General features: G+C 72.7%; 21 protein-coding genes. 12 read left to right on the forward strand and 9 right to left on the reverse strand.

Translation table 11 applies throughout. The annotated features are described in order from the left end of the window. Nucleotides 1-53 precede the first annotated feature (53 nt). From OHS82_RS38145 to gndA, 9 genes are all read left to right on the forward strand, one after another. Complete coding sequence (locus OHS82_RS38145; protein WP_057581425.1) at nt 54-1,091, forward strand: sugar ABC transporter substrate-binding protein; 1,038 nt, start codon at nt 54-56, stop codon at nt 1,089-1,091. 11 nt (nt 1,092-1,102) lie between these two features. Then, entirely contained in the window at nt 1,103-2,809 is a 1,707-nt protein-coding gene (locus tag OHS82_RS38150) for a sugar ABC transporter ATP-binding protein (protein WP_063894293.1), read from the forward strand. Continuing rightward, nucleotides 2,806-3,807: an ABC transporter permease gene (locus OHS82_RS38155; protein WP_057581427.1), complete on the forward strand. Its 1,002-nt coding sequence runs from the start codon at nt 2,806-2,808 to the stop codon at nt 3,805-3,807. The genes OHS82_RS38150 and OHS82_RS38155 overlap by 4 nt, the downstream gene beginning before the upstream one ends. A gap of 100 nt (nt 3,808-3,907) precedes the next feature. Then, on the forward strand, nt 3,908-5,605 hold the full coding sequence (locus OHS82_RS38160) for an amidohydrolase (protein ID WP_328435525.1): 1,698 nt from the start codon (nt 3,908-3,910) through the stop codon (nt 5,603-5,605). A gap of 29 nt (nt 5,606-5,634) precedes the next feature. Further along, nucleotides 5,635-6,576 carry an LLM class flavin-dependent oxidoreductase gene (locus tag OHS82_RS38165; protein WP_057581431.1) on the forward strand — a complete coding sequence of 314 codons (942 nt, stop codon included), beginning with the start codon at nt 5,635-5,637 and terminating at the stop codon, nt 6,574-6,576. 146 nt (nt 6,577-6,722) lie between these two features. Then, nucleotides 6,723-7,313, forward strand: a complete 591-nt coding sequence (locus tag OHS82_RS38170) for a MarR family winged helix-turn-helix transcriptional regulator (protein WP_057581433.1) — start codon at nt 6,723-6,725, stop codon at nt 7,311-7,313. Nucleotides 7,314-7,757: 444 nt separating this feature from the next. Beyond that, a complete protein-coding gene (locus tag OHS82_RS38175; RefSeq protein ID WP_079041459.1) occupies nt 7,758-9,359 on the forward strand; it encodes a cellulase family glycosylhydrolase in 1,602 nt (533 codons plus the stop codon). A 231-nt stretch (nt 9,360-9,590) separates the two neighbouring features. Then, on the forward strand, nt 9,591-10,097 hold the full coding sequence (locus OHS82_RS38180) for a MarR family winged helix-turn-helix transcriptional regulator (RefSeq protein ID WP_057581437.1): 507 nt from the start codon (nt 9,591-9,593) through the stop codon (nt 10,095-10,097). 154 nt (nt 10,098-10,251) lie between these two features. Beyond that, nucleotides 10,252-11,691 (forward strand): NADP-dependent phosphogluconate dehydrogenase, encoded by a 1,440-nt coding sequence (gene gndA, locus OHS82_RS38185; protein WP_057581439.1) that lies wholly within the window; start codon nt 10,252-10,254, stop codon nt 11,689-11,691. An 89-nt stretch (nt 11,692-11,780) separates the two neighbouring features. Here gndA and OHS82_RS38190 read toward each other — a convergent pair whose 3' ends face one another. From OHS82_RS38190 to OHS82_RS38200, 3 genes are all read right to left on the reverse strand, one after another. Further along, nucleotides 11,781-13,226, reverse strand: coding sequence for a glyceraldehyde-3-phosphate dehydrogenase (locus tag OHS82_RS38190; protein ID WP_057581440.1), 1,446 nt, complete (start codon nt 13,224-13,226; stop codon nt 11,781-11,783). 220 nt (nt 13,227-13,446) lie between these two features. Then, a complete protein-coding gene (locus OHS82_RS38195) occupies nt 13,447-14,889 on the reverse strand; it encodes an MFS transporter (RefSeq protein ID WP_328435530.1) in 1,443 nt (480 codons plus the stop codon). A gap of 28 nt (nt 14,890-14,917) precedes the next feature. Continuing rightward, complete coding sequence (locus tag OHS82_RS38200; protein WP_328435532.1) at nt 14,918-15,319, reverse strand: DUF3291 domain-containing protein; 402 nt, start codon at nt 15,317-15,319, stop codon at nt 14,918-14,920. Between the two features lie 118 nt (nt 15,320-15,437). Between OHS82_RS38200 and OHS82_RS38205 the strand changes: the two genes are divergently transcribed. Together OHS82_RS38205 and OHS82_RS38210 are read left to right on the forward strand one after the other, a co-directional pair. Further along, the gene (locus OHS82_RS38205; RefSeq protein WP_057581444.1) at nt 15,438-16,055 is read left to right on the forward strand and encodes a MerR family transcriptional regulator; all 618 of its coding nucleotides are present in this window, start codon (nt 15,438-15,440) and stop codon (nt 16,053-16,055) included. 239 nt (nt 16,056-16,294) lie between these two features. Beyond that, nucleotides 16,295-16,693, forward strand: coding sequence for an SseB family protein (locus tag OHS82_RS38210; RefSeq protein WP_057581446.1), 399 nt, complete (start codon nt 16,295-16,297; stop codon nt 16,691-16,693). A gap of 33 nt (nt 16,694-16,726) precedes the next feature. Here the strand turns inward: OHS82_RS38210 and OHS82_RS38215 are convergent, their stop codons facing one another. The 6 genes from OHS82_RS38215 to OHS82_RS38240 all read right to left on the reverse strand — a co-directional run bounded on the left by OHS82_RS38215 (nt 16,727) and on the right by OHS82_RS38240 (nt 23,043). Continuing rightward, a complete protein-coding gene (locus OHS82_RS38215; protein WP_057581448.1) occupies nt 16,727-17,119 on the reverse strand; it encodes a MarR family winged helix-turn-helix transcriptional regulator in 393 nt (130 codons plus the stop codon). A gap of 82 nt (nt 17,120-17,201) precedes the next feature. Then, on the reverse strand, nt 17,202-17,549 hold the full coding sequence (locus OHS82_RS38220) for a VOC family protein (RefSeq protein ID WP_057581450.1): 348 nt from the start codon (nt 17,547-17,549) through the stop codon (nt 17,202-17,204). 1,321 nt (nt 17,550-18,870) lie between these two features. Beyond that, the gene (locus tag OHS82_RS38225) at nt 18,871-19,905 is read right to left on the reverse strand and encodes a LacI family DNA-binding transcriptional regulator (RefSeq protein WP_057581453.1); all 1,035 of its coding nucleotides are present in this window, start codon (nt 19,903-19,905) and stop codon (nt 18,871-18,873) included. Continuing rightward, nucleotides 19,902-20,807 carry a carbohydrate ABC transporter permease gene (locus OHS82_RS38230; protein WP_057581454.1) on the reverse strand — a complete coding sequence of 302 codons (906 nt, stop codon included), beginning with the start codon at nt 20,805-20,807 and terminating at the stop codon, nt 19,902-19,904. The genes OHS82_RS38225 and OHS82_RS38230 overlap by 4 nt, the downstream gene beginning before the upstream one ends. Further along, nucleotides 20,804-21,727, reverse strand: coding sequence for a carbohydrate ABC transporter permease (locus OHS82_RS38235; RefSeq protein ID WP_057581456.1), 924 nt, complete (start codon nt 21,725-21,727; stop codon nt 20,804-20,806). Before OHS82_RS38235 ends, OHS82_RS38230 begins: the two co-directional genes overlap by 4 nt. Further along, nucleotides 21,724-23,043 (reverse strand): ABC transporter substrate-binding protein, encoded by a 1,320-nt coding sequence (locus OHS82_RS38240; protein WP_328435534.1) that lies wholly within the window; start codon nt 23,041-23,043, stop codon nt 21,724-21,726. Before OHS82_RS38240 ends, OHS82_RS38235 begins: the two co-directional genes overlap by 4 nt. A gap of 158 nt (nt 23,044-23,201) precedes the next feature. On the opposite strand from OHS82_RS38240, the gene OHS82_RS38245 reads away from it, so the two are divergent. Further along, nucleotides 23,202-25,223: a beta-galactosidase gene (locus OHS82_RS38245; protein WP_057581460.1), complete on the forward strand. Its 2,022-nt coding sequence runs from the start codon at nt 23,202-23,204 to the stop codon at nt 25,221-25,223. The last annotated feature ends 9 nt before the right edge of the window (nt 25,224-25,232 follow it).

Raw genomic sequence — 25,232 nt, forward strand, 5'->3', positions numbered from 1 at the left:
GCCCGACGCCCGATGCCAGCGAGGCCGGGCCGCGACCCTCGGAGAGCGCCGCCATGAACAGATTCCCGTCCCCGCCCCCCTCCTCGCGCCGGCAGTTCCTCGGTCTTTCCGGCGGGACCGTCGCCGCCGCCCTGCTGGGCGCCGCGGGCTGCTCGGCGCCGGGCGGGGGCGCGAGCTCCGCACAGGCCGCGGGAGCGTCGGGCGCCGGAGCGAAGACCCTCACGAAGATCGGTCTGGACTACCCGTTCACGCAGATCCCGCTCTACTCGGCGCTGGTCAAGCTCTCCACCGCCGCGGGGAAGAAGCGCGGCGTCTCCCTGGTGACCACCAACGACGCCGCGAGCGCCGACGCCCAGGCCGGCAACCTGCGCACCTGGGTCGCCCAGAAGATCCCCGCCATCGTGTCGTTCCCCATGGTCTTCGAGGCGACCGAGTCGATCGCGAAGGCCGCGACGGACGCCGGCCTGATCTGGGTCACCTACGGAGGGTCCCTGGAACACCAGAGCGCCGACATCCAGTTCAACTTCCTCAAGGGCGGCACCCTCCTCGGCGAGGCCGCCGCCAAGTGGGCCCAGGAGCAGCTCGGCGGCAAGGGGAAGATCGCCTTCCTCACCGACGACACGATCCAGCTGGGCCGCGAGCGCACCAAGGGCATGATCGACGCCTTCACCAAGGCCGCGCCGGGCGTCGACGTCGTCGCCCGGGAGCAGGCCATCGACCCCGACACCGGTCTGTCGAAGGCCCGGGCGGTGCTCGCCAAGCATCCCGACCTCAACCTCGTCCTCGGGGTCACGGACGCCGCCGCGTACGGCGCGTACAAGGCGCTGCAGCAGACGGGCCGCGCCACGACCGACGCCAGGACCTTCGTCGGCGGCCAGGACGGCGCCGCCCCCTCCCTGCTGGCGATCAAACAGGGCACCTTCTACCGCGCGTCGGCCGCCCTCGCGCCGCAGGACATCGCCGACGCCGTCGTCGACGTGCCCGTCGCCGTCGCCGCAGGGAAGGCGAACCCGAGCGTCCAGGTGCCGATCACCCTCGTCGGGCCGGGCGACACCGCGCGCATCGACGCCCTGCTCGCCCAGAACGCCTAGGCGCGGCCGTCATGACCGAGCCCACCCTCCGCATCCGCGGCCTCGGCAAGACGTTCGGCGGCGTCCGTGCCCTGGACGGCGTGGACCTCACCGTCCCGGCGGGACAGGTGCACGCGCTCCTCGGGCACAACGGCGCCGGCAAGTCGACCCTGATCAAGTGCCTCGGCGGCGCCTACCCGCCGGACACCGGCACCATGGAGGTCGACGGGACCGTCCACACGCGGCTGAGCCCGCGCGAGTCCATCGCCGCCGGGGTGGCGATCATCTTCCAGACGCTCAGCGTCGTCGACTCCCTCACGGTCGCCGAGAACATCTTCCTGGGCCAGGAGTGGACCCGGTACGGGACCGTCCACCGGCGCGCCCAGGAGGAGGTGGCGGCGGGCCTGCTGGAACGGGTCGCCGCCACCTGCTCACCGCGTGACCGGCTCGGCGAACTGCCCATGGGGCAGCGGCAGTTGGTCGAGATCGCCAAGGCGCTCAGCCGCAGCGCCTCGGTACTGGTCCTGGACGAGCCCACCGCCGCCCTGTCCGGGGCCGAGACCGACGCCCTCGCCGCACGGGTGGAGCACCTGCGCGCCCAGGGCCTGGCCATCGTCTACGTCACCCACCTGCTCGCCGAGGTGGAACGCCTCGCGGACGCGGTGACGGTGCTGCGGGACGGCCGTGTCACCCATCGCTCCACGGTGGCGGGACGGACCCGGCAGGAGCTGGTCGAGGCCATCGCCGGAGGGGCCCGCGTCGAGCACGGCCGGGGACAGCGGTCCGAGGGACCCTGCGAACAGGGGGACCGGCCCGGGACGACCGCGCACGCGTCCGACGCCACCCCGCTCCCGCTCCCGCTCCCGCCACCGCTTCCGAGCCCGGGACGCCCCCGCTCGGCCCGTCTCACGGTGACGGACCTGCGAGGACCGGGCTTCGGCCCCGTGGACCTGGACGTCGCCGAGGGCGAGATCGTGGCGCTGTACGGCCTCATCGGCGCAGGACGCACCCGCATCCTCGAGACCCTTTTCGGAAGACGCCCCGCCGCGGGAGGAACCGTCCGCGTCGGGGAGCGGACCGTCACGGTCGCCCGGCCCGCGGACGCGCTCGCCGCGGGAATCGCCCTGGTCCCCGGAGACCGGCGCCGGCAGGGCCTGTTCCCTGCGCTGAGCGCACAGGACAACGCCCTGCTCCCGTCGGTGCGCGGCCTGGCCCGGCGTGGGGTGCGGGCGCTGCGCGCGGAACGGCGGGTGTTCGCCGGGCTGTCCGGCGCTGTGGGGCTGCGACCGGCCGACCCCCGGCTGCCGGCGGCCGCCTTCTCCGGAGGCAACCAGCAAAAGCTCGTCCTCGGCCGGTGGATCAACGAGGCGCACGACGTCGACGTCCTGCTCCTGGACGACCCGACGCAGGGCGTCGACGTCGGCGCCCGCCAGGAGATCTACCAGGTGGTGTCCTCGCTGGCCGCGCAGCGCGGCACGGCCGTGCTGTGCGCCTCCAGCGACCCCGAGGAGGTCGTCGCGCTCGCCCACCGCTGTCTGATCGTCTCCGGCGGCCGGGTGACCGGCGAGCTCTCCGGCGCCGAACTCACCGAAACCGCCCTGCTCTCGGCCGTCCACGAAGCCGCCCGACCGGCGACCCCTGCCCCCGAGCCGCCACCGTCACTGGCCTCGACACCCGCCACGACACCGACACTCACCACGACCTCGACACCCACCGCGACCTCGAACGGAGCGGCATGACCACCGCGACCAACGCCCCCTCGGCCGACCGTCTGCTGCCCGCCCCGCGCACGCCGGCGCTCACCGCGCTCCAAGCCGTTCGGCGGCAGCCGCTGCTGCCCGTCCTCGCCGTCATGGTGGTCGTCTTCGAGACGACGACCGGCAGCTTCCTGGACTCCGGCAACCTGCGCGGGATCGCCACCGACGCCGCCGCGGTCGCCATCGTGGCCGTGCCGCTGGCCCTGCTGGTCATCAGCGGCTACCTCGACCTCTCCGTAGGCTCCACGCTCGCCCTCGGCGGCCTGGTGGCCGGCTGGCTCGCCGGGGAGCAGCACCAGTCGCCGGCCGTCGCCGTGCTCGGCGCGCTGGCGGCGGGCGCGGTGGTCGGCGCCGTCAACGGTGTGCTCTGCTGCTACCTGGGACTGTCCGCGTTCATCGTGACCCTCGGCATGCTGACGGCGGTGCGCGGCTTCGCCCAGCAGCTCTTCCCGCTGCCGCTGAGCGGTTTCGGCTCCGATTTCGCCTGGCTCGGCGGAGCCCGGATCGCCGGGATCGACGCACCGGTCGTGATCGCCGCCCTCGTCCTCGTGGCGGGCGCGCTGTTCCTGGCGCTCACCCCGGCCGGCCGGCATGTCTTCGCGATCGGCGTCAACCGAGAGGCGGCCTACCTCTCCGGCATCGGCGTTCGCCGCACCCCGTTCGCGCTGTTCGTCGTGACGGGGGTCGCGGCCGCGCTCGCCGGCGCGATCAAGGCCTCGGTGCTGGACAGCGTCGTCGCCGGCACCTCCGGCGCGGGGTTCGAACTGACGGTGCTCACCGCGGTGCTCCTCGGCGGGGTCGCGCTGACCGGCGGGTCCGGCTCCGTTCTCGGCGTCCTGCTCGGCGTGCTGTTCCTCGGCTGTCTGCAGAACGGGCTGACACTGCTGAGCGTGCCGACGTTCTGGCAGCAGATGGCCCAGGGCGCCGCACTGGTCGCCGGCGCGGCGCTCGCCTTCTTCGGGCCCCGGCTGAACCGGTGAACCCCGTCCGTCCCGCCGCCGACCATCCCGCGACTCCCGATCCGCCCGCGCACCACCTCCCCCGGTACACCCGCTCCACCCCCGCTCCGAGAGGACTCACGTGAACGACAGCGCCCCCTCCCTCGTCCTGACCGGCGGCCAGGTCCTGACCGTCGACGACGACTTCACCGTGACGGAGGGTCTGGCCGTGCGCGGCCGGGACATCGTCGCCGTCGGCAGTGACGCGGAGATGCGCGCCCTGGCCGGACCCGGCACCCTGCTCGTCGAACTCGGCGGCCGGACCGTGCTGCCCGGCATCAACGACTCCCATCTCCACGGAGCCGCCTACGGCATGACCAAGCCGCCGTTCGCCCTCGACGTCGGCCACCCGGCGGTCGGATCGATCGCCGACATCGCCGACGCGGTCGGCCGGGCGGCCCGCGCCGCGCGGCCCGGCGACTGGATCGTCGGACTGGGCTGGGACGCCGGCTACCTGGCGGAGTGCCTCGCCGACCCCCGGCGCTTCCCGCACCGCCGTGACCTGGACGCCGTCGCACCGGACAACCCGGTCTGCCTGACCCACTTCTCCTCGCACCTCGTCTGGGTCAACAGCGCCGCGCTGCGCCGCTGCGGCGTCGACGCGGACAGCGTGCCGCCGCCCGGCGGCGTCATCGACGCCGACCCCGACGGCCGTCCCGCCGGCATCCTGCGCGAAGCCGCCCAGGAACTCGTCAACGTCGGTCTGCCCAGGCCCACCGTCGACCAGCGCCGCCGGGCGATCCAGGGCGTGGTGCGCGAACTCCACTCCCGCGGCATCACCAGCTACACCGAACCGGGCCTCGGCCCCGGCGGAGCGGGCTCCTTCTTCGGTGGGCTGAGCACCGACAACTGGACGGCCTACGCCGATCTCGCGTCGAGCGGCGAACTCGAGGCCCGTGTCAGCGTTCTGCTGCTGCCCGCGCCGATGGGCGGCTCGGCCGACGACGTCCGCAAGGGACTGGCCGAGCTGCGCCGCCCCGAGTCCGCGGACCCGCGCCTGCTGAACGCCGTCGGCGTCAAGATCTTCGCCGACGGCGTGCCCCCCAACCGCACCGCCTGGATGAACGAGCCGTACTCCGGCGGCGGCCACGGCGCGCTCTGCGTGCACGGCGACACGCCCGCGCTGCGCAGCGGCGAACTGCGCGAGATGATCCGCGTCGCCCACGAGGCCGGCTTCCAGCTCGGCGTGCACGTCACCGGCGACCGGGCCATCGACGAGGTCGTCGACGCGTTCGTCGCCGCGAACGCCGCCGTACCGCGGCCCGACGCCCGGCACTACGTCATCCACGGCGACTTCGTCGGCGCGCGCAGCCTCGCCAGGCTGGCCGCCCACGGCTACGGCGTCAACATGAACCCGGCCATCAAGTGGACCATCTCCGACCTGATGGACGAGGTCGTCGGCCCCGAGCGCTCCGCCTACCAGTGGCCCGTGCGGTCCGCCGTCGAAGCCGGGGTGCGGGTGTGCGCAAGCTCCGACGCCCCGATCACCGAGCCCGACTGGCGGCAGGGGGTGAGCGCGATGCTGCTGCGGGAGTCCAAGGCCAGCGGCCGCCCGAGCGGACCCGAGCAGTGCGTGCCGCTCGCCGAGGCCCTGCGCGCCTACACAGCCCACCCCGCCCGTCAGGACTTCGCCGAGGAGTGGAAGGGCTCGATCGAGGTCGGCAAGGTCGCCGACCTGTGCGTCCTGGACCGCCCGTTGCTGGACCGGGACCCGCACACCGTCACCGAAGCCGAGGTGGACCTGACGGTGTTCGACGGCCGCATCGTCCACGAGCGCTGAGGGGAGGAAGGAGCAGGGAAGGAGACGACATGACCACCCCACCCCGCATGCTGCTCGTCCTCAGCGAGAACTGGACGCTCACCGGCGGCCGGGCCGACCTGCCCACCGCGATCCGCTGGGCACGCGAGGCCGAGGACGCCGGCTTCGACTCCGTCATGGTCAGCGAGCACATCGTGCTCGGCCCGGACGCGGCCGCAGGCGGCGTCATGGGCAACCCCCGCGACTACGCCCTGCCGGGCAACCAGGACCCCTACGCCCCCTGGCCCCACTCCCTGCTCCTGCTGGCCGCCATCGCCTCGGTCACCGAGCGGCTGCGGCTGGCCGCCGCCGCGGTCCTCGCGCCCCTGCGCCATCCGCTGTTGATGGCCCGGGAGCTGGGCACCCTCGACCTGATCAGCGAGGGGCGGCTGCTAGTACAGCCGACGGTGAGCTGGAGCCGGGACGAGTACGACGCGCTGGGGGTGCCCTTCGACCGCCGCGGCCGGCTGCTGGACGAGCATCTCGACGTCTGGGCCAAGGCGTGGGGACCGTCGCCGATCTCGCACGAGAGCGCGCACTACCCGTTCCGGGACGTCTACTTCGAGCCCAAGGCGTTCCGTCCCGAAGGGCCCCGGCTCTGGTTCGGCGGACAACGCCTGGCCGGGCCGGTGCTGCGCCGGCTCGTGCGGCACGGCCACGGCTTCCACCCCCTCGGGCGGCCGACGCCGCAGGACCTGCGAACGCTCGAGGAGGCCATGACCGCCGCCGGCCGGGACCTCGCCGACCTGGAGATGATCGGCGGCGCGCAGGGAGCCTTCCCCGACGACCGCTCCACCGCCGACCTCGGCGCCGCGCTCGCCGGGATACCGGAACAACTGGAGCAGGGTTTCACCACGTTCTGTGTCAAACCGAACCAGTTCACCGACGACCCGGCCGGGGTCGGCGCCTTCTGCCGTGAGGTGATGCGCCGCGTCGAGGCGTTCACCCGCTGAGCCCGCGTGCTCCCGTTCGCCCCGTTCACCCCGTTCGCCCCGTTTCTCGCCCCCGCTCCCGGCGGGCCTGTCGTTTCGTACAATTTGAGCCCGAACAACACGACGATCCACCGACCCACGCACCACGTGGCCGAAGGAGTGTGCCGATGCCCGGCCAGCGATCCATCGCCGAAGCCGAGAAGCTCGCCGAGGCCAAACTCGGCGGCATCCCGCTGCGACGCGAGCAGATGGCCGTCGTCGCCAACATCTACCGCGCCGCCTCGGCGGTACGGCAGCACCTGGAGAACTCCGTGCTGCGCGGCTCGGACCTCACCTGGACGGCGTTCGTCGTGCTGTGGGTGGTGTGGGTGTGGGGCGAGTCGGAGACCCGGCACGTCGCCGAGGAGGCCGGGATCTCCAAGGGGACGCTGACCGGGGTGGCGCGCACGCTGGAGGGCCGCGGGCTGGTCCGACGGGCCGGGCATCCCGCCGACGGCAGGCTGGTGCTGCTCAGCCTCACCGACGAGGGGGAGGCGCTCATGCGGCGGCTGTTCCCGGCCTTCAACGAGGAGGAGGCGTTCGTGGCGGGCCGGCTCAGCGACGAGGAGTGCCGGACCGTCGCGGACGGGCTGCGCCGCGTGGTGCGGCAGGTCGAGGAGGAGGGCGAGGGGCGGCGCGCCGACCTCCTCGACGGCGCCCGGCCGGCGCCGCGCCGCAGCGGCCGCCGCCCGAAGACCCCGAAGGCTCCCAAGGCCTGAACCCGGCCCCGAGACCCCGCGAGGCCAAGGCCGGGGGCCGAGGGGGCAAGGACGGGCCCAGGGGCAAGGACGGGTGCCGAGCGGGCGAGCACGGGTTCCGGGGCGGCGAGAAAGGGCCTGGAGGCCGGAAGACGTGTGGCGGACGGCCCGGGCGGCGGGCGGTGAGCGGGGCTCAGCCGCAGGACGACGGAGGCGCGCGACGGTGTGCGGGCCGGGCGGAGTCTGTGCGCGACGTCTTGACGTGTACTTGGCATAGTGGCTTCATGGGAGCGCTCCCATGCTTCAGTGGCCCCCCACACCCTCCCGACCTGCTCCGTGTTCCTCCCCGCCCTCCCGCCGGCCGAGTTCCCCGGCCTCACCCCAGGAGTCGCAGTGAGCGCTGCCCCCACCCCACGCACCTTGTCCTCAGCCGGGTTGCTGACCAGGCTCGCGGCCCTCCTCGGCATGGTCCTGCTGGGCGCCCTGTGCCCGGCGGCCGCGCAGGCGCAGCCGCAGCCGCAGTCGACCGCCGCCCTCGCGACCGGCCTGCACATCAGCGACGGCCGTCTCGTCGAGGGCAACGGGAACGACTTCGTCATGCGCGGCGTCAACCACGCCCACACCTGGTACCCGGGCAGGACGCAGCAGTCGCTCGCCGACATCAAGGCGATGGGCGCCAACGCCGTGCGCGTCGTCCTCGCGGACGGCCACCGGTGGAGCGCCAACAGTCCCGCCGACGTCGCGGGCGTGATCGCCCAGTGCAAGGCCAACCGCCTCATCTGCGTGCTGGAGGTGCACGACACCACCGGTTACGGCGAGGACGCGGCGGCTGGGACGCTGGACCAGGCGGCGGACTACTGGATCGGCCTGAAGGACGTCCTGGCCGGCCAGGAGGACTACATCATCGTCAACGTCGGCAACGAGCCGTGGGGCAACACCGATCCGGCGGGCTGGACGGCGCCCACGATCGCCGCGGTCAAGAAGCTGCGCGCCGCCGGACTCCAGCACACGATCATGGTGGACGCGCCCAACTGGGGCCAGGACTGGCAGGGCGTCATGAAGGCCAACGCCCGGTCGGTGTACTCCGCCGACCCCACCGGCAACCTGATCTTCTCGATCCACATGTACAGCGTCTTCGACACGTCGGCGGAGGTCACCGACTACCTGAACACTTTCGTCAACGCCGAACTGCCTCTTCTGATCGGGGAGTTCGGTGGGCCCGCCGACCAGTACGGTGACCCCGACGAGGACACCATGATGGCCGCCGCCGAGCAGCTCAAGCTCGGTTACCTGGCCTGGTCGTGGAGCGGCAACACCGACCCGATCCTCGACCTGACGCTCGACTTCGATCCCGCCCGGCTCAGTTCGTGGGGCAAGCGCATCTTCAACGGCGTCAACGGCATCGCGCAGACCGCGAAGGAGGCCACCGTCTTCGGCGGCGGCACGCCGGGTGACACCCAGGCGCCGACGACCCCGGGCACCCCGACGGCCTCGGCGGTGACGGCGACCTCCGCGACCCTCTCCTGGCCCGCCGCGACCGACGACGTCGGTGTCGCCGGCTACGACGTGGTGCGGGTCAGCGGCACCGCCGAGACCAAGGTGGGGGCGTCCACCGGCCCCACCGCCACCCTCACCGGGCTCACGGCGAGCACCGCGTACACCTTCGCCGTGTACGCCCGTGACGCCGCCGGGAACCGCTCCGCCCGCTCGGCGACGGTGAACGTCAGCACGGGCAGTGCGCCCGCCGTGGCCTGTTCCGTCGCCTACCGGGTGGTGGGTCAGTGGCCGGGCGGCTTCCAGGGGGACATCACCCTGCGCAACACCGGCACCACGCCGATCAGCGGCTGGAAGCTGGTCTTCTCCTTCGCCGACGGCCAGACCGTCGCCAACATGTGGGGCGGCACCGCGGCCCAGAGCGGCGGCACGGTGAGCGTCACGCCCGCCGCCTACACCTCCACCGTCCCCGCCGGCGGCTCGGTCACGGTCGGCTTCATCGGCAGCAAGGGTGCGGCCAACACCGCGCCGACCGCGTTCGCTCTCAACGGCAGCGCATGCGCCACCTCCTGACGTCACGTCACCGACGCTTGCGCCCGTTCACCGGGGCGGGCGTCGGTGCGGGCGGCGGCTCCCGCGCTCCCGTGGGAGCCGCCGCCGGCGCGCACGGCGCGGCCCCGGGGAGGCGGGCGCTCGTCCGGCGCTTCGTCGCACCCGCCACGCCCGACGGGCTCGGCCGGCCCGTGGTTCCACCGCCCGCCGCGAGCGGACCGACCGCCGGAAAGCACCCCGTACTGTGTGCGCATGCCCACGACGCCCCGGTGGCTCAACGCCGACGAACGACGAGCCTGGCTGGCCTACATCGAGTTCTCCACCCTGCTGTCCGACCACCTGAACCGGCAGCTGAGGCGCGACGCGGGCATGACGCACGCCGACTACAGCCTGCTGACCTACCTCTCCATGGCTCCGGAGAACACGCTCGGCATGTCCGACCTCGCACAGCGGCTGAAGATCACCCGCAGCCGGCTCACCCACGCGGTGAGCAGGCTGCGCGACGTCGGCCTCGTGGACCGCCGGGAGGACCCTGCCGACGGCCGCGGCCAGCTCGCCTTCCTCACCGATGCGGGCAGGGCCCTGTTGGAGGAGGTGGCCCCCGGCCATGTCGAGGCCGTGCGCCGGGCGGTGTTCGACGCGCTCACCCCCGAGCAGGTGCGGCAGTTCGCGGAGATCGGCGAGGCGATCAGCGAGGCCCTGCACCGGGCCGAGAGCACCGAGGCCGACCCCGCGGCGCTGCCCTGGCGGCGCCGGTAGACCCGGCCGGCGGATCGGGGTGCGGCGGCGCCGGCGATCGGCTGTTCAGGCTTGTTCGGCGGGGAATCGAGAAGAACCGGCCGACGGTCCGTACCTGGGGGTACCGGGGGCGGCGCCCGCCCTCCGGCCACGCCACCGATCCTAGGGACACCTCGTGAACGCAACCGCCGCCATCGGCGTCACCGGCCTCGGCGTGATGGGCCGCAACCTCGCGCGCAACTTCGCCCGCAACGGCTACACCGTCGCCGTCCACAACCGCACCGCCGGACGCACCCGCGCGCTCGTCGAGGAGTTCGGGCACGAGGGCGCGTTCGTGCCCGCCGAGTCGGCCGCGGACTTCGTGGCGGCGCTGGAACGCCCCCGCCGCCTGATGATCATGGTGCAGGCGGGCGCCGTCACCGACGCGGTCATCGAGGAGTTCGCCCCGCTCCTGGAGCCCGGCGACATGATCATCGACGGTGGCAACGCCCACTACGCCGACACCCGCCGCCGCGAGGAGTCCCTGCGCGAGCGCGGGCTCCACTTCGTCGGCGCCGGCGTCTCCGGCGGCGAGGAGGGCGCGCTGAACGGGCCGGCCGTGATGGTCGGCGGCTCCAGCGAGTCGTACGACGTGCTCGGCCCCATGTTCGAGTCCATCAGCGCCAAGGTCGACGGGGAGCCCTGTGCCACGCACATCGGCACCGACGGCGCCGGGCACTTCGTCAAGATGGTGCACAACGGCATCGAGTACGCCGACATGCAGCTCATCGCCGAGGCGTACGACCTGCTGCGCCAGGTCGCCGGCTACACCCCCGCCGAGATCGCCGGCATCTTCCGGACCTGGAACGAGGGCCGGCTCGGCTCGTACCTCATCGAGATCACGGCCGAGGTGCTCGCCCACTCCGACGCCGCCACCGGCCGGGCGTTCGTCGACATCGTCGCCGACGCCGCCGGGCAGAAGGGCACCGGTCGCTGGACCGTGCAGACCGCCCTGGACCTCGGCTCTCCGGTGACCGCCATCGCCCAGGCCACGTTCGCCCGGGCGGCCTCCGGGCAGCGCGAACTGCGCGCCGCCTACGCGGGCCTGCCCGGCGGCACGACGCCGCCGCTCAGCCGCACCGAGGCCACCCGCTTCACCTCGCAGGTCGAGCACGCCCTGTACGCCTCGAAGGTCATCGCCTACGACCAGGGCTGGAAGATGATCCAGGACGCGGCCGGCGAGTTCGGCTGGAAGATCGACCTGGGCGCGGTCGCCCGGATCTGGCGCGGCGGCTGCATCATCCGCGCCTCGTTCCTGGACCGCATCCGCGCCGCCTACGCGGCCGACCCGGACCTGGTCAGCCTGCTCGGCGAGATGGAGTTCGCCATGGAGATCACCGACGCGCAGGTGCCCTGGCGGGAGACCGTGGCCTCCGCCGCCCGCCGCGGCATCCCGGTGCCGGCGTTCTCCGCCGCGCTCGCCCACTACGACACCCTGCGCGCGGAGCGGCTGCCGGCGGCCCTGCTCCAGGGGCAGCGCGACTACTTCGGCGCCCACACCTACGGGCGCACCGACCGGCCGGGGGCCTTCCACACCCACTGGGCCGAGCCGGGCCGCCCGGAGACGTCCGCCTGACGGATCCCGGGAACGGCCGGAGCGGGGCACCCGACGGGTGCCCCGCTCCGGCCGTTCCCGGCCCGGTGGACTGTTCCGGCGGCCGCCGGTCAGGCGCTCGTCGCCGGGAACGTCGGGTACTCCACGCCCGAGACGTGCTGGACGACGCGGACGACCTGGCAGGAGTAGCCGAACTCGTTGTCGTACCAGAGGTAGAGGATCGCGTTGTCCCCGTCGACCTTGGTGGCGCCGGCGTCGACGATCGAGGCGTGGCGCGAGCCGATGAAGTCCATGGAGACCGCGTCCGGCGCCGTGGTGAAGTCGATCTGGCGGCGCAGCGGCGAGGTCAGGGAGACGCCGCGCAGGTACTCGAGGACCTCCTCGCGGTCCGTCTCCCGGCCGAGCCGCAGGCTCAGGATGGCGATCGAGACGTCCGGCACCGGGACCCGGATCGAGCTGCCGGTGATCGGCGCGTCGAGGTCGGGCAGCGCCTTGGCGACCGCGGACGCGGCGCCGGTCTCGGTGATGACCATGTTCAGCGGCGCCGAACGGCCGCGACGGTCGGCCTTGTGGTAGTTGTCCAGCAGGTTCTGGTCGTTGGTGAACGAGTGGACGGTCTCCACGTGGCCGCGCAGCACGCCGTACTCGTCGGCCATCGCCTTGAGCGGCGGGACGATCGCGTTGGTGGTGCAGGACGCGCAGGACAGGATCCGCTCGTCCGGCTTGACGGTGTCGTGGTTGACGCCGTGCACGATGTTCGGGACGTCGCCCTTGCCGGGAGCGGTCAGGACCACCTTGTCGACGCCGGGACGCAGGTGCTTGGACAGGCCCTCGCGGTCGCGCCATTTGCCGGTGTTGTCGATCAGGATGGCGTTGTCGATGCCGTACGCCGTGTAGTCGACCTCGGACGGGTCGTCGGCGTAGATGACCGTGATCTCGTTGCCGTTGGCGATGATCTTGTTGTTGGTCTCGTCGACCGTGATCGTGCCCTGGAACTGGCCGTGCACGGAGTCGCGGCGCAGCAGGGAGGCCCGCTTGACGAGATCCTGCTCGCCGCCGCCGCGGACCACGATGGCGCGCAGCCGCAGCCCGTTGCCGGAGCCCGACTTCTCGATGAGCAGCCGGGCCACGAGGCGGCCGATGCGGCCGAACCCGTACAGCACGACGTCGCGGGGTTCGCGGCGGTCGATCTTGTTCGCTCCGGTGGCGCCGGCGACGGCCTCGGCGGTGAAGTCCCGTACCGACAGAGCGCGGTCGTCGGCCCGGTGGCTCTCGGCGAGGATGCCGAGGTCGATCTGGGACGGGCCGAGGTCGAGGGAGGTGAGGGCCTCCAGGTACGGCAGCGTCTCGGTGACCGAGAGCTCCTCGCCCGCGATCTGCCGGGCGAACCGGTGGGTCTTGAGGATGCTGACCACCGACTTGTTCACCAGGGAGCGGCTGTGCAGCAGGACCGTCACGTCCCGCTCGCGGTGCAGCTTCCCGATCATCGGGATCATCGACTCCGCGATCTCCTCGCGGTTCTTCCAGTCAGTGAACGAATCGTCGTTGAGCGTCACGGGCCTATCTTTCGAGCTAGGTGGCGCTCATATGCTAACCCTACGGTTTTGCGATCATTCAAGCGGGTCCGCGCTCAGGTGTGCAGGTGTGCAGGTGTGCAGGTGCTCGAGGGTGCAGGTGCTCAGGGGTGCAGGGTGCGGGCGTCGCGGGGGCGGCCGGGGCGGGAGCCTCGGCGGGGGAACGTGAAGGCGTCCGCCCCGGCCGCCCGGTCGGGCGACGTCAGGCCTGCCCGGAGGGCTGCTGCCGGCGCGGGATGCCGAGCGCGCACACGGCGCCGGCGAAGACGACAGCCACGCCGGTCCAGACCGCGGGATGCAGCCCGTCCACGAACTGCTGCGGGCCCCCCGTGCTGCCGTGGGCCACGAAGACCGTGCTCAGCACGGCGATGCCGAGGGCGCCGCCGATCTCGCGGACCGTGGTGTTGGCGCCGGACGCCTTGCCCGCGTGCTCCTTGGCGACCGACCCGAGCACCACCGCCGCCGTCGGCGCGAACACGAAGCCCATGCCGACGCCGGCCACGATCATCGGTCCGACCAGGGACGTGTACGCCGTGTCGACGTCCGCGACCAGGTTGATCCAGCCCAGGCCGACGCCCTGGAGGAAGAGGCCGAGGGCCATCAGCCGGCCACCGCCCACCCGGTCCGTGAGCAGGCCCGCCACGGGGGCGACGAACATCGGCATCAGCGTCCAGGCCAGGGTGCGCACGCCGGCCTCCAGGGGAGTGCGCGCCGGCACGATCTGGAGGTACTGCGCCAGCAGGAACAAAGAGCCGAAGACGCCGAAGTACATCGTCGCCGAGACGACGTTGGTGAGCGTGAAGGACCGGACCCGGTAGAACGACAGCGGCAGCATCGGCTCCGGCACCCGGGACTCCCAGCCGACGAACCCGGCCAACAGGATCGCGCCCGCCGTGAACACGCCGAGCACCTTCATCGACGTCCAGCCGTCCGGCTCGCCGTGCACGATCGCCCAGACCACCGCGCACAGCCCGGCCGCCGCAAGCGCCATGCCGACCAGGTCGAGACGCGCGCCGGGCAGCGAGCTCTCCCGGAGGGCGAGGAGCACCAGCGGAATCGCGATCAGGCACACCGGCACGTTGATCCAGAAGATCCACCGCCAGTCCAGGCCCTCCACCACCGCGCCGCCCACCACCGGGCCCATCGCGACGGCCAGCCCGCTGACCCCGGACCACACGCCGAGCGCCATGCCGCGCAGCCGGTCCGGCACCGCCTGGGACAGCAGGGTCAGCGACAGCGGCATGACGGCCGCCGCCCCGAAGCCCTGGACCGCGCGGAAGGTGATCAGCTGGGCGCTGGTGTCGGCCAGGCCGCAGCCGATGGACGCCAGCGTGAACAGGGCGATACCGGCGACGAAGACCCGCCGCCGCCCGAACCGGTCGCCGAGCGCGGCGCCGGTCATGAGCAGACAGGCGAAGCTCAGCACGTACGCGTTGACGAACCACTGCAGTTGCTGCGTGTCCGCCTTCAGGTCGACGGCCAGCGTGTGCAGGGCCGTGGAGACGACGAGGTTGTCGAGCGCGACCATGAACATGGGCACACTGGCGGCGACGATCGCGAGCCACAGGGGTGTGCGGCGGCGCCCGGCCGGCGGGGCGGTGGCGGCCGGATCGTCGAGAACGGGGCTCTCTTCGGACAGCGTCATGGCGTGGGTCTCTCCTGGGCGAGGGGTCTCAGGCACCGGTGCGGGACTGCTCGGCGAGGCGGCGGCGGGCGTCCGTCCAGTCGACGGGCAGGTCGGCCGCCGGGACCTGCCAGAAGGTGAAGACCGAGTCCTTCGTCGTGGACCGCAGCCCGGTCATGATCGATTTGTGCGGTTCGGTTCGCGCGTACGTGTAGAGCGCGTCCTTGTCCTCCCAGGCCGACAGGGTCCAGAAGGTGCGCTTCAGCGGCTGGGCGATCAGCGACGCGCCGTAGGCGCCCGGTGCGCCGGACACCTGCTTCCATGCGGCCAGCGACTTGAGGAAGAAGCGCGGGACGTCCTTGAACGAGCGGACCTCGAACCGGGACGCCATGACGAACGCCTCCGCGTCGGGGGCGGGGGTGCTGACGGTGGTCCAGGGCAGGGTGGGCATGGCTGATGCCTTCTCTCCGGCAGTGCGAGGGAATATTGGATACCTCCACTATCTATGTTAGACAGTAGGGGTATCCAGTTGCTCGGGCAAGACCGACCACCGAACCGGAGCCGATCGCATGCGCATCTCCGAACTGAGCCGCCGCAGCGGCGTCTCCGTGACGACGATCAAGTACTACCTCCGCGAGGGGCTCCTCCCGCCGGGCCGTCAGACGGCCGCCACCCAGGCCGAGTACGACGAGCAGCACCTGCGCCGGCTGCGTCTGATCCGCGCGCTGACCGGTGTGCGCGGCCTGTCGGTCAGCACCACCCGCGAGGTGCTCGACGCCCTGGCCGAGCACACGGGCGACACCCACCGGCTGCTGGGCCTCGCGCTGGGATCCGTCCGGGTGGGCGAGAAGCCCGCCGGGAACGGACCGGAGACGGCCGAGGTGGACGAACTCGTCGAGGAGCTGGCCTGGGACGTGCACCAGGCGGCGCCCGCCCGCGCCGCCCTCGCCGAGACCCTGGGCTCCCTGCGTGACCTCGGCGTCCCGCTCGACCGGCGGACCCTGCTGCCCTATGCGCGACTCGCCGAGCGCACCGCCGTCCTCGATCTCGACCAACTCGAGTCTCTGGAGGACCCGTTGGAGGCCGCCGAGCGCGCCCTGCTGCTGACCGTCCTGCTGGAGCCCGCGCTGATGGCGCTCAGGCGTCTGGCCCAGGAGAACGAGTCGGCCCGCAGACACACGTCCTAGTGCCGTGACCCGCCGGCCCGGCTCCCGCGGCCGGGCTCGCCCGCGGACCGTCGTCGGCGGGTGGTCGAGCGTGACGAAGCAGTCGGTCGCCGACTCGGCGTCGGCAGTCTCCCGGTCGGCCCCCGCCGCGCGCCGGCCTCCCGTGCGCGACCGCCGGACGCCCCTCGTCCACCGCCCGGGGGATTGAGCCCCGCCCGCTCGGGTACGCGAGCCGGACCGCCGCTACCAGGGGAGACACCATGGAGACGCCCGCACACGACCGCCACCACAACCCGGCCGCACTGGCGCTGGACGCGCTGGCCCGGGACACCGAGGACACCACGGCACTGGACACGCTCGCGCACTGCGACGTGCTCGTGCCGGTACCCGATGACGCCCTCGACGAGGACATCACCAATCCGGCCACCGTCGCCCTGCCCGTTCTCGAGCAGCCCGGGGGAGCGGCCGTGGTGCCGGTGTTCACCTCCGAGCCGGAGATGGCCGACCTGCTGCCCGAGGTCGACCGCTACCGGCTGGTGCCGCTCGGCGCGCTCGCCGCGCAGTGGCCGACCGGTGAGCTGTCCCTGTCCATCGACGCGGCCGGCGACCATCCGCTGACGCTCACCTCCGAGGGGGTGCGCACCCTGCTCGTCCGCTGAGCGGCGCCGGCCGGGTCCGCTCCGGCCCTGGATCTAGGATCCGGCCAGCATCCGTTCCAGCACCGCCCGCTGCAGGGGCAGGACCTCGGTGTGCAGGTCGCGGCCCTTGGCGGTCAGGGCGACCCAGACCCCGCGCCGGTCCTCCGCACAGATCGAGCGCTCCACCAGGCCTTCCTTCTCCAGGCGGCCGATGAGCCGGGACAGCGCGCTCTGGCTGAGGTGTACGCGTCCGACGAGGTTCTGCACCCGGCACTGGTCGCCCGCCCGGGGGGCCTCGGCGGCGAGGATGTCGAGCACCTCGAAGTCACTGGCTCCCAGACCGTGCGGGTGCAGCTCGCGGTCGATCTCGCACATCGTGCGGGCGTGCACCGACAGGATGTCCCGCCACCGCTCCTCAAGGCCCGTCCCGGCCGTTTTCGCTGCCATACCCGCATGGTAACGCCGTCCCGGTTATTTATTGACGACGCAATTAGTGCGGGTGCATGCAGTGGCTCGACAGGTCCGGCGCTCAGGCGGGGTCCTGGAGGAGCCCGACCAGGTTCCCGTCCGCGTCCTTGACGGAGGCGACGAGCCGGCCGTTGCCGACGTCCTGGACGTCCTGGAGCACCTCCGCTCCCGCCGCCAGCAGGGCCGCGAGACGGTCCTGGATGTCGGTGACGTGCCAGTAGGGGACCGGTCCGGTGAGCCCCTGTGCGTGCCCGTTCGGGTTCAGGCCGACGTCCTGGCCGGCGGCCTTGTACCCGACGTAGTACGGCTCGTCGGCGTACGGCTCGACCCCCAGCAGCGCGGTGAACAGGGCCTTCGCCCGGTCGACGTCCTTGACGGGGTAGATGATCGTCTGCAGTCCGGCGGCCATGACGCTCTCCTCGGTGAAGTGATGCGGTACCCGGGAGCACCTCCGTGTTCCCGTGGTCCCACGCTAGGACGAGGGCGGGGCGGACGGCTTCTCCGATCCTGACCGGTTGCCGCTCTCCGGCCGGCCTCCCGGCCTCCCGGCCTCCCGGCCTCCCGGCCTCCCGGCCTCCCGGCCTCCCGGCCTCCCGGCCTCCCGGCCTCCCGGCCTCCCGGCCTCCCGGCCTCCCGGCCTCCCGGCCTCCCGGCCTCCCGGCCTCCCGGCCTCCCGGCCTCCCGGCCTCCCGGCCTCCCGGCCTCCCGGCCTCCCGGCCTCCCGGCCTCCCGGCCTCCCGGCCTCCCGGCCTCCCGGCCTCCCGGCCTCCCGGCCTCCCGGCCTCCCGGCCTCCCGGCCTCCCGGCCTCCCGGCCTCCCGGCCTCCCGGCCTCCCGGCCTCCCGGCCTCCCGGCCTCCCGGCCTCCCGGCCTCCCGGCCTCCCGGCCTCCCGGCCTCCCGGCCTCCCGGCCTCCCGGCCTCCCGGCCTCCCGGCCTCCCGGCCTCCCGGCCTCCCGGCCTCCCGGCCTCCCGGCCTCCCGGCCTCCCGGCCTCCCGGCCTCCCGGCCTCCCGGCCTCCCGGCCTCCCGGCCTCCCGGCCTCCCGGCCTCCCGGCCTCCCGGCCTCCCGGCCTCCCGGCCTCCCGGCCTCCCGGCCTCCCGGCCTCCCGGCCTCCCGGCCTCCCGGCCTCCCGGCCTCCCGGCCTCCCGGCCTCCCGGCCTCCCGGCCTCCCGGCCTCCCGGCCTCCCGGCCTCCCGGCCTCCCGGCCTCCCGGCCTCCCGGCCTCCCGGCCTCCCAGGCCTCCCGGCCTCCCAGGCCTCCCGGGCCTCCCGGTCTGTGTCCTGGGCCCTGCCGGGCCTGGTGCCGCCGTACCCCCGACGGCCCGTCGGCAGGCCCGCCCGCCGGACACGCGAAGGCCCGCGCGCAGGCCGCACGTCGGCATGAGCCCGGGGCGGGCCGCCGTCAGGGGCCAGCCGCCCCGGCCTCCGGCCTCGACGGAAGGCGTCGGGCGCGGCGCTCGCGACGTCTGTCACGGGCGCCGAGGAGGAGGCGCCGGCCGTATCCGCCGTCCGGGCGAGGCCGGCCGGACCCGACGGCCGGCAGTCTCCGGATCGGAGAACCAGATGCCTTGACCCTTGAGGGCTCCGGATCAGGGACCTCGATGCCCGGCAGGCTCAGGATCGCGATCCGACGCCCGGGGGACTCCGGATCGGCGAATCCGATGCCCGGCGGCCTCCGGACCGGCGGCCTCAGTGCCGGGCGGATCCGAGGTCGGACGGCGGACCCCGAGGTCAGGCGGACTCCCGCCGGACCAGTTCCGTCGGCAGGATCACCGCAGCCGGGTCCTCGCCGCCGATCTGTGCGAGGAGCACCCGGACCATCTCGCTGCTGATCCGGTCCCAGGGCTGGCGGATGGTGGTGAGGGAGGGACTGGCCGCGGTCGCCGCCGGGGAGTCGTCGAAGCCGCCGACCGCCACGTCCTGCGGCACCCGCCGCCCCGCCCGGTGCAGCGCCGTCAGCACGCCCTGTGCCATCAGGTCGGACGCGACGAACACCGCGTCCAGCTCCGGCGCCTGGGTCAGCAGCAGCTCCGCGCCGGCCTCGCCGCTGGCCCGGCTGTAGTCGCCGGACACGACCAGCCGTTCGTCGTAGGGGACGTCCGCCTCGGCGAGCACCTCCCGGTACCCGGCGAGCCGCTCCACACCGCCCGGGGTGTCCAGCGGGCCGGTGACCACGCCGACCCTCCGACGGCCCTGCGCCAGCAGATGCCGCACCATGTCCCGGGCGCCGTCGCGGTCGTCGGCGGCCACATAGCTCACCTTGGAGCCGATCCCGATCGGCTTGCCGCAGGCGACCAGCGGCACCCCCGCCTCCCGCAGCTCGGTGGCGATCGGGTCCCCGGAGTGGCTGGAGACCAGCAGCACCCCGTCGACGTGCCCGGCGGTGATGTACCGGATGATGCGCCGGCGTTCGTCCTCGGTGCCGGCCAGCATCAGCAGGAGGGGCACGTCGTGCGCGGCCAGCGCCTGGGTGCAGCCGCGCAGCAGGACGTTGAAGTTGGGATCCTCGAAGAACCGCTCCTGCGGCTCCGTGAGCAGGAAGCCGACGGAGTCGGACCTGCCGGTGATCAGCGAACGGGCGTGCCGGTTCACGACGTAACCCGTCCTGCGGATGGCGGCGTTGACCGCCTCCGCGGCCGCCGGGCTGACGTAGTGCCCGCCGTTGAGAACCCGCGAGACGGTGCCCCGGGAGACCCCCGCCTCGCGCGCCACGTCGTGGATGGTCGGCGGTCTGCGCCGGCCCCCCGCACCATTGTTCATGGTCATGACTTTACGGCTCCGGACAGCAGATCCAGGCTCCAGAACCGCTGGACCACCAGGAACAGCGCCACCAGCGGGATCACCGCGAGGAACGCGCCGGTGATCACCAGCGTGTACAGCGCGGGCTGGTTGGACCCCTGCTCCAGCAATGTGAACAGGCCGAGGGTGATCGGGAACTTCTCGTCGTCGCTGAGCATGATGTACGGCAGCAGGAAGTTGTTCCACACCGCCACGAACTGGAACAGGAACACCGTCACCAGCCCGGGGACCATCATCGGCAGGGCGATCCGGCTGAAGATCCGCCACTCGCTCGCCCCGTCCATCCGCCCGGCCTCCACCACGTCGCCGGGCACGGCCGCGGCCGCGTAGATACGCGCGAGGTAGACGCCGTAGGGGGAGAGGATCTGCGGCAGCAGCACGGACCAGTACGAGTCCGTGAGGTCGGCCTGGGCCAGCAGCAGGTACTGCGGCACGGCCAGGATGATCGGCGGCATCAGCACACCCGCGAGCAGGATGTTGAAGATCGACTCCCGGCCGCGGAAGCGGTAGACGGCGAGCGCGTAGCCGCTGAACGCCGACACGCACGTCGACAGCAGCGCGCCGAGACCCGCGTACAGCGCCGAGTTGCCCATCCACGTCCAGTACACGCCGTCGCGGTAGGAGTCGAGGTCCTGGAGGTTGTCGGCGAAGCCCGTGCCCGGCAGGAAGGTGAACGTGGAGAACAGCTCCCGGCCGGACTTGGTGGACGCGATGACCACCCAGGCGACCGGCAGGAGGCAGTAGACCGCGCCCAGCAGCAGGGTGACCGTGGGGATCAGGGCGATCCGGCCGCGCGACGGCGGACGCCCGCGTGCGGCGCCGGTCGCGCCGGCGGTGGAGGGGGCCTTGTGGACGGCGAGGGAACTCATGACGCCGCTTCCTGCCTGTTACGGCGGTTCGCGGCCCGCAGGAAGCCGAAGGACAGCACCAGCGTGGCCAGGGCGATGATCACGGCCTCGGCGGCCGCCTGGTAGACGTCACCCGTGCCGAACGCGTCCCGGTACACCTTCATCAGCGGACTCCAGGTCGTGGACACGGAGTTGGTGAGCGGCTTGAGGGTGGTCGGCTCGTTGAACACCTGGAGCGTGGCGATGATCGAGAAGAAGAAGGTCAGCACCAGCGAGGGCGCCACCATCGGGATCTTGATCCGCAGCGCGGTCTGCAGCGGGGTGGCGCCGTCCAGCTTCGCCGCCTCGTGCACCTCGGCCGGGATGGCCCGCAGCGAGGTGTAGATGACGATCATGTTGAACCCGGTGCCGCCCCAGACCGCGATGTTCGACAGGGCGAGGTACAACGGCCCGCCGTCGAGCAGGTCGGGCTGCGGCAGCCCCAGCTTCTCGAGGACGTAGGAGAACGGGCTGACGTCCGGCAGGTAGAGGAAGCCCCACAGCAGCGCCGCCACGACGCCGGGGATGGCGTACGGGAGGAAGATCGCGAGCCGGGTGAACGGCGCGAGCCGCACCTTCTCGGAGTCGAGCATCAGCGCGAACAGCAGCGCCAGGCCCAGCATCACGGGGACGACGATGCAGCCGTACCCGAGGACGCGCAGCGCACCGTCGAGCAGTTCGCCGTCGGTGAGGGCGTCGGTGTAGTTCTCCACGCCGGCCCAGACCTCCCTGCGGGCGCCCGAACCCAGGCCGAGGCCCGAGACGCGCACCTTGTGGAAGCTGAGCCAGACCGCGTACCCGATGGGCAGCGCGAAGAACAGCGCGAAGAGGATCGTCGCGGGGATGAGGAACGCGTACGGGGCGCCCTTGACCCCGTACGACGTGCGGCGTGCGGTGGTCACTCGGAGACCTCGAAGCCCTGCTTCTTCATGTCGGCGACCGTGTCCGACTGCATCGTGGCGAGGGCGGCGGAGAAGTCCGACTTGTTCTTGGCGGCGGCGCCGAACGCGTCCTTGAAGCTCGTGTAGGCCACGTTCACGTTCGGGCCCCAGGCCGAGGGCGCCGTGGTCTTCGCGATCTCGGCGGCGGTGGTGTAGAAGTCCGCCTGGTTCGAGAAGTAGTCCGGCGGGGTGATGAAGGCGCCGCTGAGCTGCGCGGATGTGGAGGCCGGGTAGATGCCGCCCTCCTTGGCCAGCGCGTTGAGGGCGTCGCCGTCGGTGTTCAGCCAGGCGGCGAACTTCGCGGCGGCCGACTTGTGCTTCGAGTCCGTCGTCACGGCCGTGGAGGAGCCGCCCCAGCTGCCGGTGACGTTCTCGCCGGCGGACCACTGGGGGAGCGGGGCCATCGCCCACTTGCCCTTGGTGTCGGGCGCGGCGGTGGTCAGCGTGCCCGGCGCCCACACGGCGGAGACCCAGGCGATCTGCTTGCCGGTGTTGAGCGCCTTGTTCCAGGCCGGGGTGTACATCGGCTGGTTGTCGACGGCGCCCTCCTTGACCAGGCCGCCCCAGAAGTCGGCGACCTTCTTGGTGGCCGCGTCGTCGATGCCGACCTTCCACTTGTCGCCGGCGGTGGTCCACCACTTGGCGCCGGCCTGCTGGGCGAGGCCCGCGAAGAGGCCGGAGTCGTTGGCGGAGAACGTGGTGAGGTCCGTGTCCGGGGACTTCTTCTTCAGCGCGCGGGCGGTCTCGGCGAACTGCTCCCAGGTCGTGGGGACGGTGAGCCCGTACTTCTTGAAGAGGTCGGCGCGGTAGTAGAACATCATCGGCCCGATGTCCTGCGGCACCGCGTAGACGGCGTCCGTGCCGAGGGTGGTCTGCTGCCAGACGCCGTCCGCGAACTTGCTCTTCGCGTCGCCGACGTCCTTGCCTATGTCCGCCAGCGCGTCGTTGCTGACCAGCGTCGGCAGCGCCTGGTACTCGGCCTGGACCAGGTCCGGGGCCTTGCCGGCCTTGTGCGCGGTGAGGATCTTGGTGATCAGCGTGTCGCCGGAGGCCTGCTTCTTCACCGTGACCGTGATCCGGTCCTTCTTGCCCTGGCCCTTGTTCCACAGGTCGACGACCTTGTCCATGCCGGGCGTCCACGTCCAGTACGTGAGCGAGACCGGACCGGACTCGGCGCCGCCGTCCTCGTCGGACGAGCCGCAGGCGGCGAGGGCGGTGCTGCCCAGAGCGACGGCAACAGCAGTTGCCACGAGGCGTCGGCGCTTCGTGATGGACATGGATCTCTCCCTGACCTGGGTTCTGTGTCTGTGAGCGTTCACAGTAGAGAAACATCCCGGACACTTGTCAATGGTTGTTGCTGTGCGGTTATGTTGGGCTCGCACTGCTGATGACGTGTGTGCACGTTCCCAAATGATCGATAAAACGGGAGAGATCCATGCCGGCGACCACCCCCAAGGGCCTCACCGGGCTCGCCTTCGGTGGGGACTACAACCCCGAGCAGTGGCCGGAATCCGTCTGGCAGGACGACGTCCGGCTGATGCGGGAGGCCGGCGTCACCATGGTCAGCGTCGGGATCTTCTCCTGGGCCCTCCTCGAACCCTCGCCGGGGGAGTACGACTTCGGCTGGCTCGACCGGGTGATCGATCTGCTGCACGAGCACGGCATCCGCGTCGACCTCGGCACCCCGACCGTGTCGCCGCCGGTCTGGTTCTACCGCCGCCATCCCGACGCCCTGCCGGTCACCGCCGAGGGCGTGCGCTACGAGTTCGGCTCCCGTGGCGCGATCTGCCACAGCAACGCGGACTACCGCGCGGCCGCGGCGACCATCACCACGCGCCTCGCCGAGCGCTACGGCGGCCACCCGGCGCTGGCCATGTGGCACGTGCACAACGAGTACGGCGTCCCCGTCTCCGCCTGCTACTGCGACTCCTGCGCCGCCCACTTCCGCCGCTGGCTGGGGACGACGTACGGCACGGTCGACGCCGTCAACGAGGCCTGGGGCACCGCCTTCTGGGGCCAGCGGTACGCGAGCTTCGAGGACGTCAACCCGCCGCGCGCCACCCCGACGGTCGGCAACCCGGGCCAGGCCCTCGACTACAAGCGGTTCGCCGACGCGACGATGCGCGAGAACTTCCGCGCGGAGCGGGACATCCTTCACCGCCTGGCACCCGGCGTCCCGGTCACGACCAACTTCATGACCGCCCTCAGCCAGTGCGACTCCGTCGACTACTGGGCCTGGGGCCGCGAGGTCGACATCGTCACCAACGACCACTACCTGATCACCGACGGCCGCCGTACCCACGTCAACCTCGCCATGGCCGCCGACCTCACCCGGTCCGTCGCGGGCGGAGCCCCCTGGATCCTGCTCGAACACTCCACCTCGGGCATCAACTGGCAGCCGCGCAACCCCGCGAAGGCCCCCGGCCAGATGGCGCGCAACTCGCTGTCGCACGTGGCGCGCGGTTCCGAGGGCGCCATGTTCTTCCAGTGGCGCCAGTCCCGGCGCGGCGCCGAGAAGTTCCACTCGGCGATGGTCCCGCACGGCGGCACCGACACGCGGGTGTGGCGCGAGGTCGTCGAGCTCGGCGCGGCCCTCGACTCCCTGGCCGCGATCCGCGGCACCCGCACCGTCGCCGACGCGGCCGTGCTGTGGGACTGGCACTCCTGGTGGGCGCAGAACCTCGACTGGCGGCCCAGCGAGGACGCCGACCCGCGCGAGCGCGCCGACGCCTACTACGAGGCCCTCCACGACCGGCACCTCACCGTCGACTTCGCCCACCCTGAGGCCGACCTGTCGCGGTACCCGCTGGTCGTGGTGCCCGCCCTGTACCTGATGACGGAGGAGGCCGGCCACAACCTCACGGAGTACGTGGAGAACGGCGGCACCCTCGTCGTGTCCTACTTCTCCGGCATCGTCGACGAGCACGACGCCGTGCACGAGGGCGCCCACCCCGGACCGTTGCGCGACGTCCTCGGCCTGACCGTCGAGGAGTTCTCGCCGCTGCTGCCCGGCGAGCGCGTGCACGTCGCCGGCCTCGACGGCTCCGAGCTCGAAGGCGACGTGTGGACGGAGTTCGTCACTCCGCACGGCGCCGAGACCGTGTGGACGTACGCCGACGGCCTCGCCGCCGGCCGCCCCGCCGTCACCCGGCACCGCCTCGGCGAGGGGACCGCCTGGTACGTCTCCACCCGCCTCGGCCCCGACGGCCTCGACGCGCTGATCGGCTGCGCGGCCGAGGACGCGGCGCTCGCCCCGCGCGCCGAACTGCCCAGGGACGTCGAAGTGGTGCGCCGCTCCGGCGAGACGGGCAGCTACCTCTTCGCGATCAACCACACCGCCGCCGACGTCAAGGTGCCGCTGGAGACCCCCGGCACCGAACTGCTGACGGGCGAGCGTGCCGCCGGCCGCCTCGCGGTCCCGGCGGGAGCCGTACGGGTCGTGCGACTCGACGGCTGAGCCGACTCC

It is taken from the genome of Streptomyces sp. NBC_00425 (assembly GCF_036030735.1).
Taxonomy (GTDB): domain Bacteria; phylum Actinomycetota; class Actinomycetes; order Streptomycetales; family Streptomycetaceae; genus Streptomyces.

Coding starts and splice junctions, on each gene's coding strand:
- OHS82_RS38145 (WP_057581425.1), top strand. CDS start 54: ATGAACAGATTCCCGTCCCCGCCCCCCTCCTCGCGCCGGCAGTTCCTC.
- OHS82_RS38150 (WP_063894293.1), top strand. CDS start 1,103: ATGACCGAGCCCACCCTCCGCATCCGCGGCCTCGGCAAGACGTTCGGC.
- OHS82_RS38155 (WP_057581427.1), top strand. CDS start 2,806: ATGACCACCGCGACCAACGCCCCCTCGGCCGACCGTCTGCTGCCCGCC.
- OHS82_RS38165 (WP_057581431.1), top strand. CDS start 5,635: ATGACCACCCCACCCCGCATGCTGCTCGTCCTCAGCGAGAACTGGACG.
- OHS82_RS38170 (WP_057581433.1), top strand. CDS start 6,723: ATGCCCGGCCAGCGATCCATCGCCGAAGCCGAGAAGCTCGCCGAGGCC.
- OHS82_RS38175 (WP_079041459.1), top strand. CDS start 7,758: ATGGTCCTGCTGGGCGCCCTGTGCCCGGCGGCCGCGCAGGCGCAGCCG.
- OHS82_RS38180 (WP_057581437.1), top strand. CDS start 9,591: ATGCCCACGACGCCCCGGTGGCTCAACGCCGACGAACGACGAGCCTGG.
- OHS82_RS38195 (WP_328435530.1), bottom strand. CDS start 14,889: ATGACGCTGTCCGAAGAGAGCCCCGTTCTCGACGATCCGGCCGCCACC.
- OHS82_RS38200 (WP_328435532.1), bottom strand. CDS start 15,319: ATGCCCACCCTGCCCTGGACCACCGTCAGCACCCCCGCCCCCGACGCG.
- OHS82_RS38205 (WP_057581444.1), top strand. CDS start 15,438: ATGCGCATCTCCGAACTGAGCCGCCGCAGCGGCGTCTCCGTGACGACG.
- OHS82_RS38210 (WP_057581446.1), top strand. CDS start 16,295: ATGGAGACGCCCGCACACGACCGCCACCACAACCCGGCCGCACTGGCG.
- OHS82_RS38215 (WP_057581448.1), bottom strand. CDS start 17,119: ATGGCAGCGAAAACGGCCGGGACGGGCCTTGAGGAGCGGTGGCGGGAC.
- OHS82_RS38220 (WP_057581450.1), bottom strand. CDS start 17,549: ATGGCCGCCGGACTGCAGACGATCATCTACCCCGTCAAGGACGTCGAC.
- OHS82_RS38225 (WP_057581453.1), bottom strand. CDS start 19,905: ATGACCATGAACAATGGTGCGGGGGGCCGGCGCAGACCGCCGACCATC.
- OHS82_RS38230 (WP_057581454.1), bottom strand. CDS start 20,807: ATGAGTTCCCTCGCCGTCCACAAGGCCCCCTCCACCGCCGGCGCGACC.
- OHS82_RS38240 (WP_328435534.1), bottom strand. CDS start 23,043: ATGTCCATCACGAAGCGCCGACGCCTCGTGGCAACTGCTGTTGCCGTC.
- OHS82_RS38245 (WP_057581460.1), top strand. CDS start 23,202: ATGCCGGCGACCACCCCCAAGGGCCTCACCGGGCTCGCCTTCGGTGGG.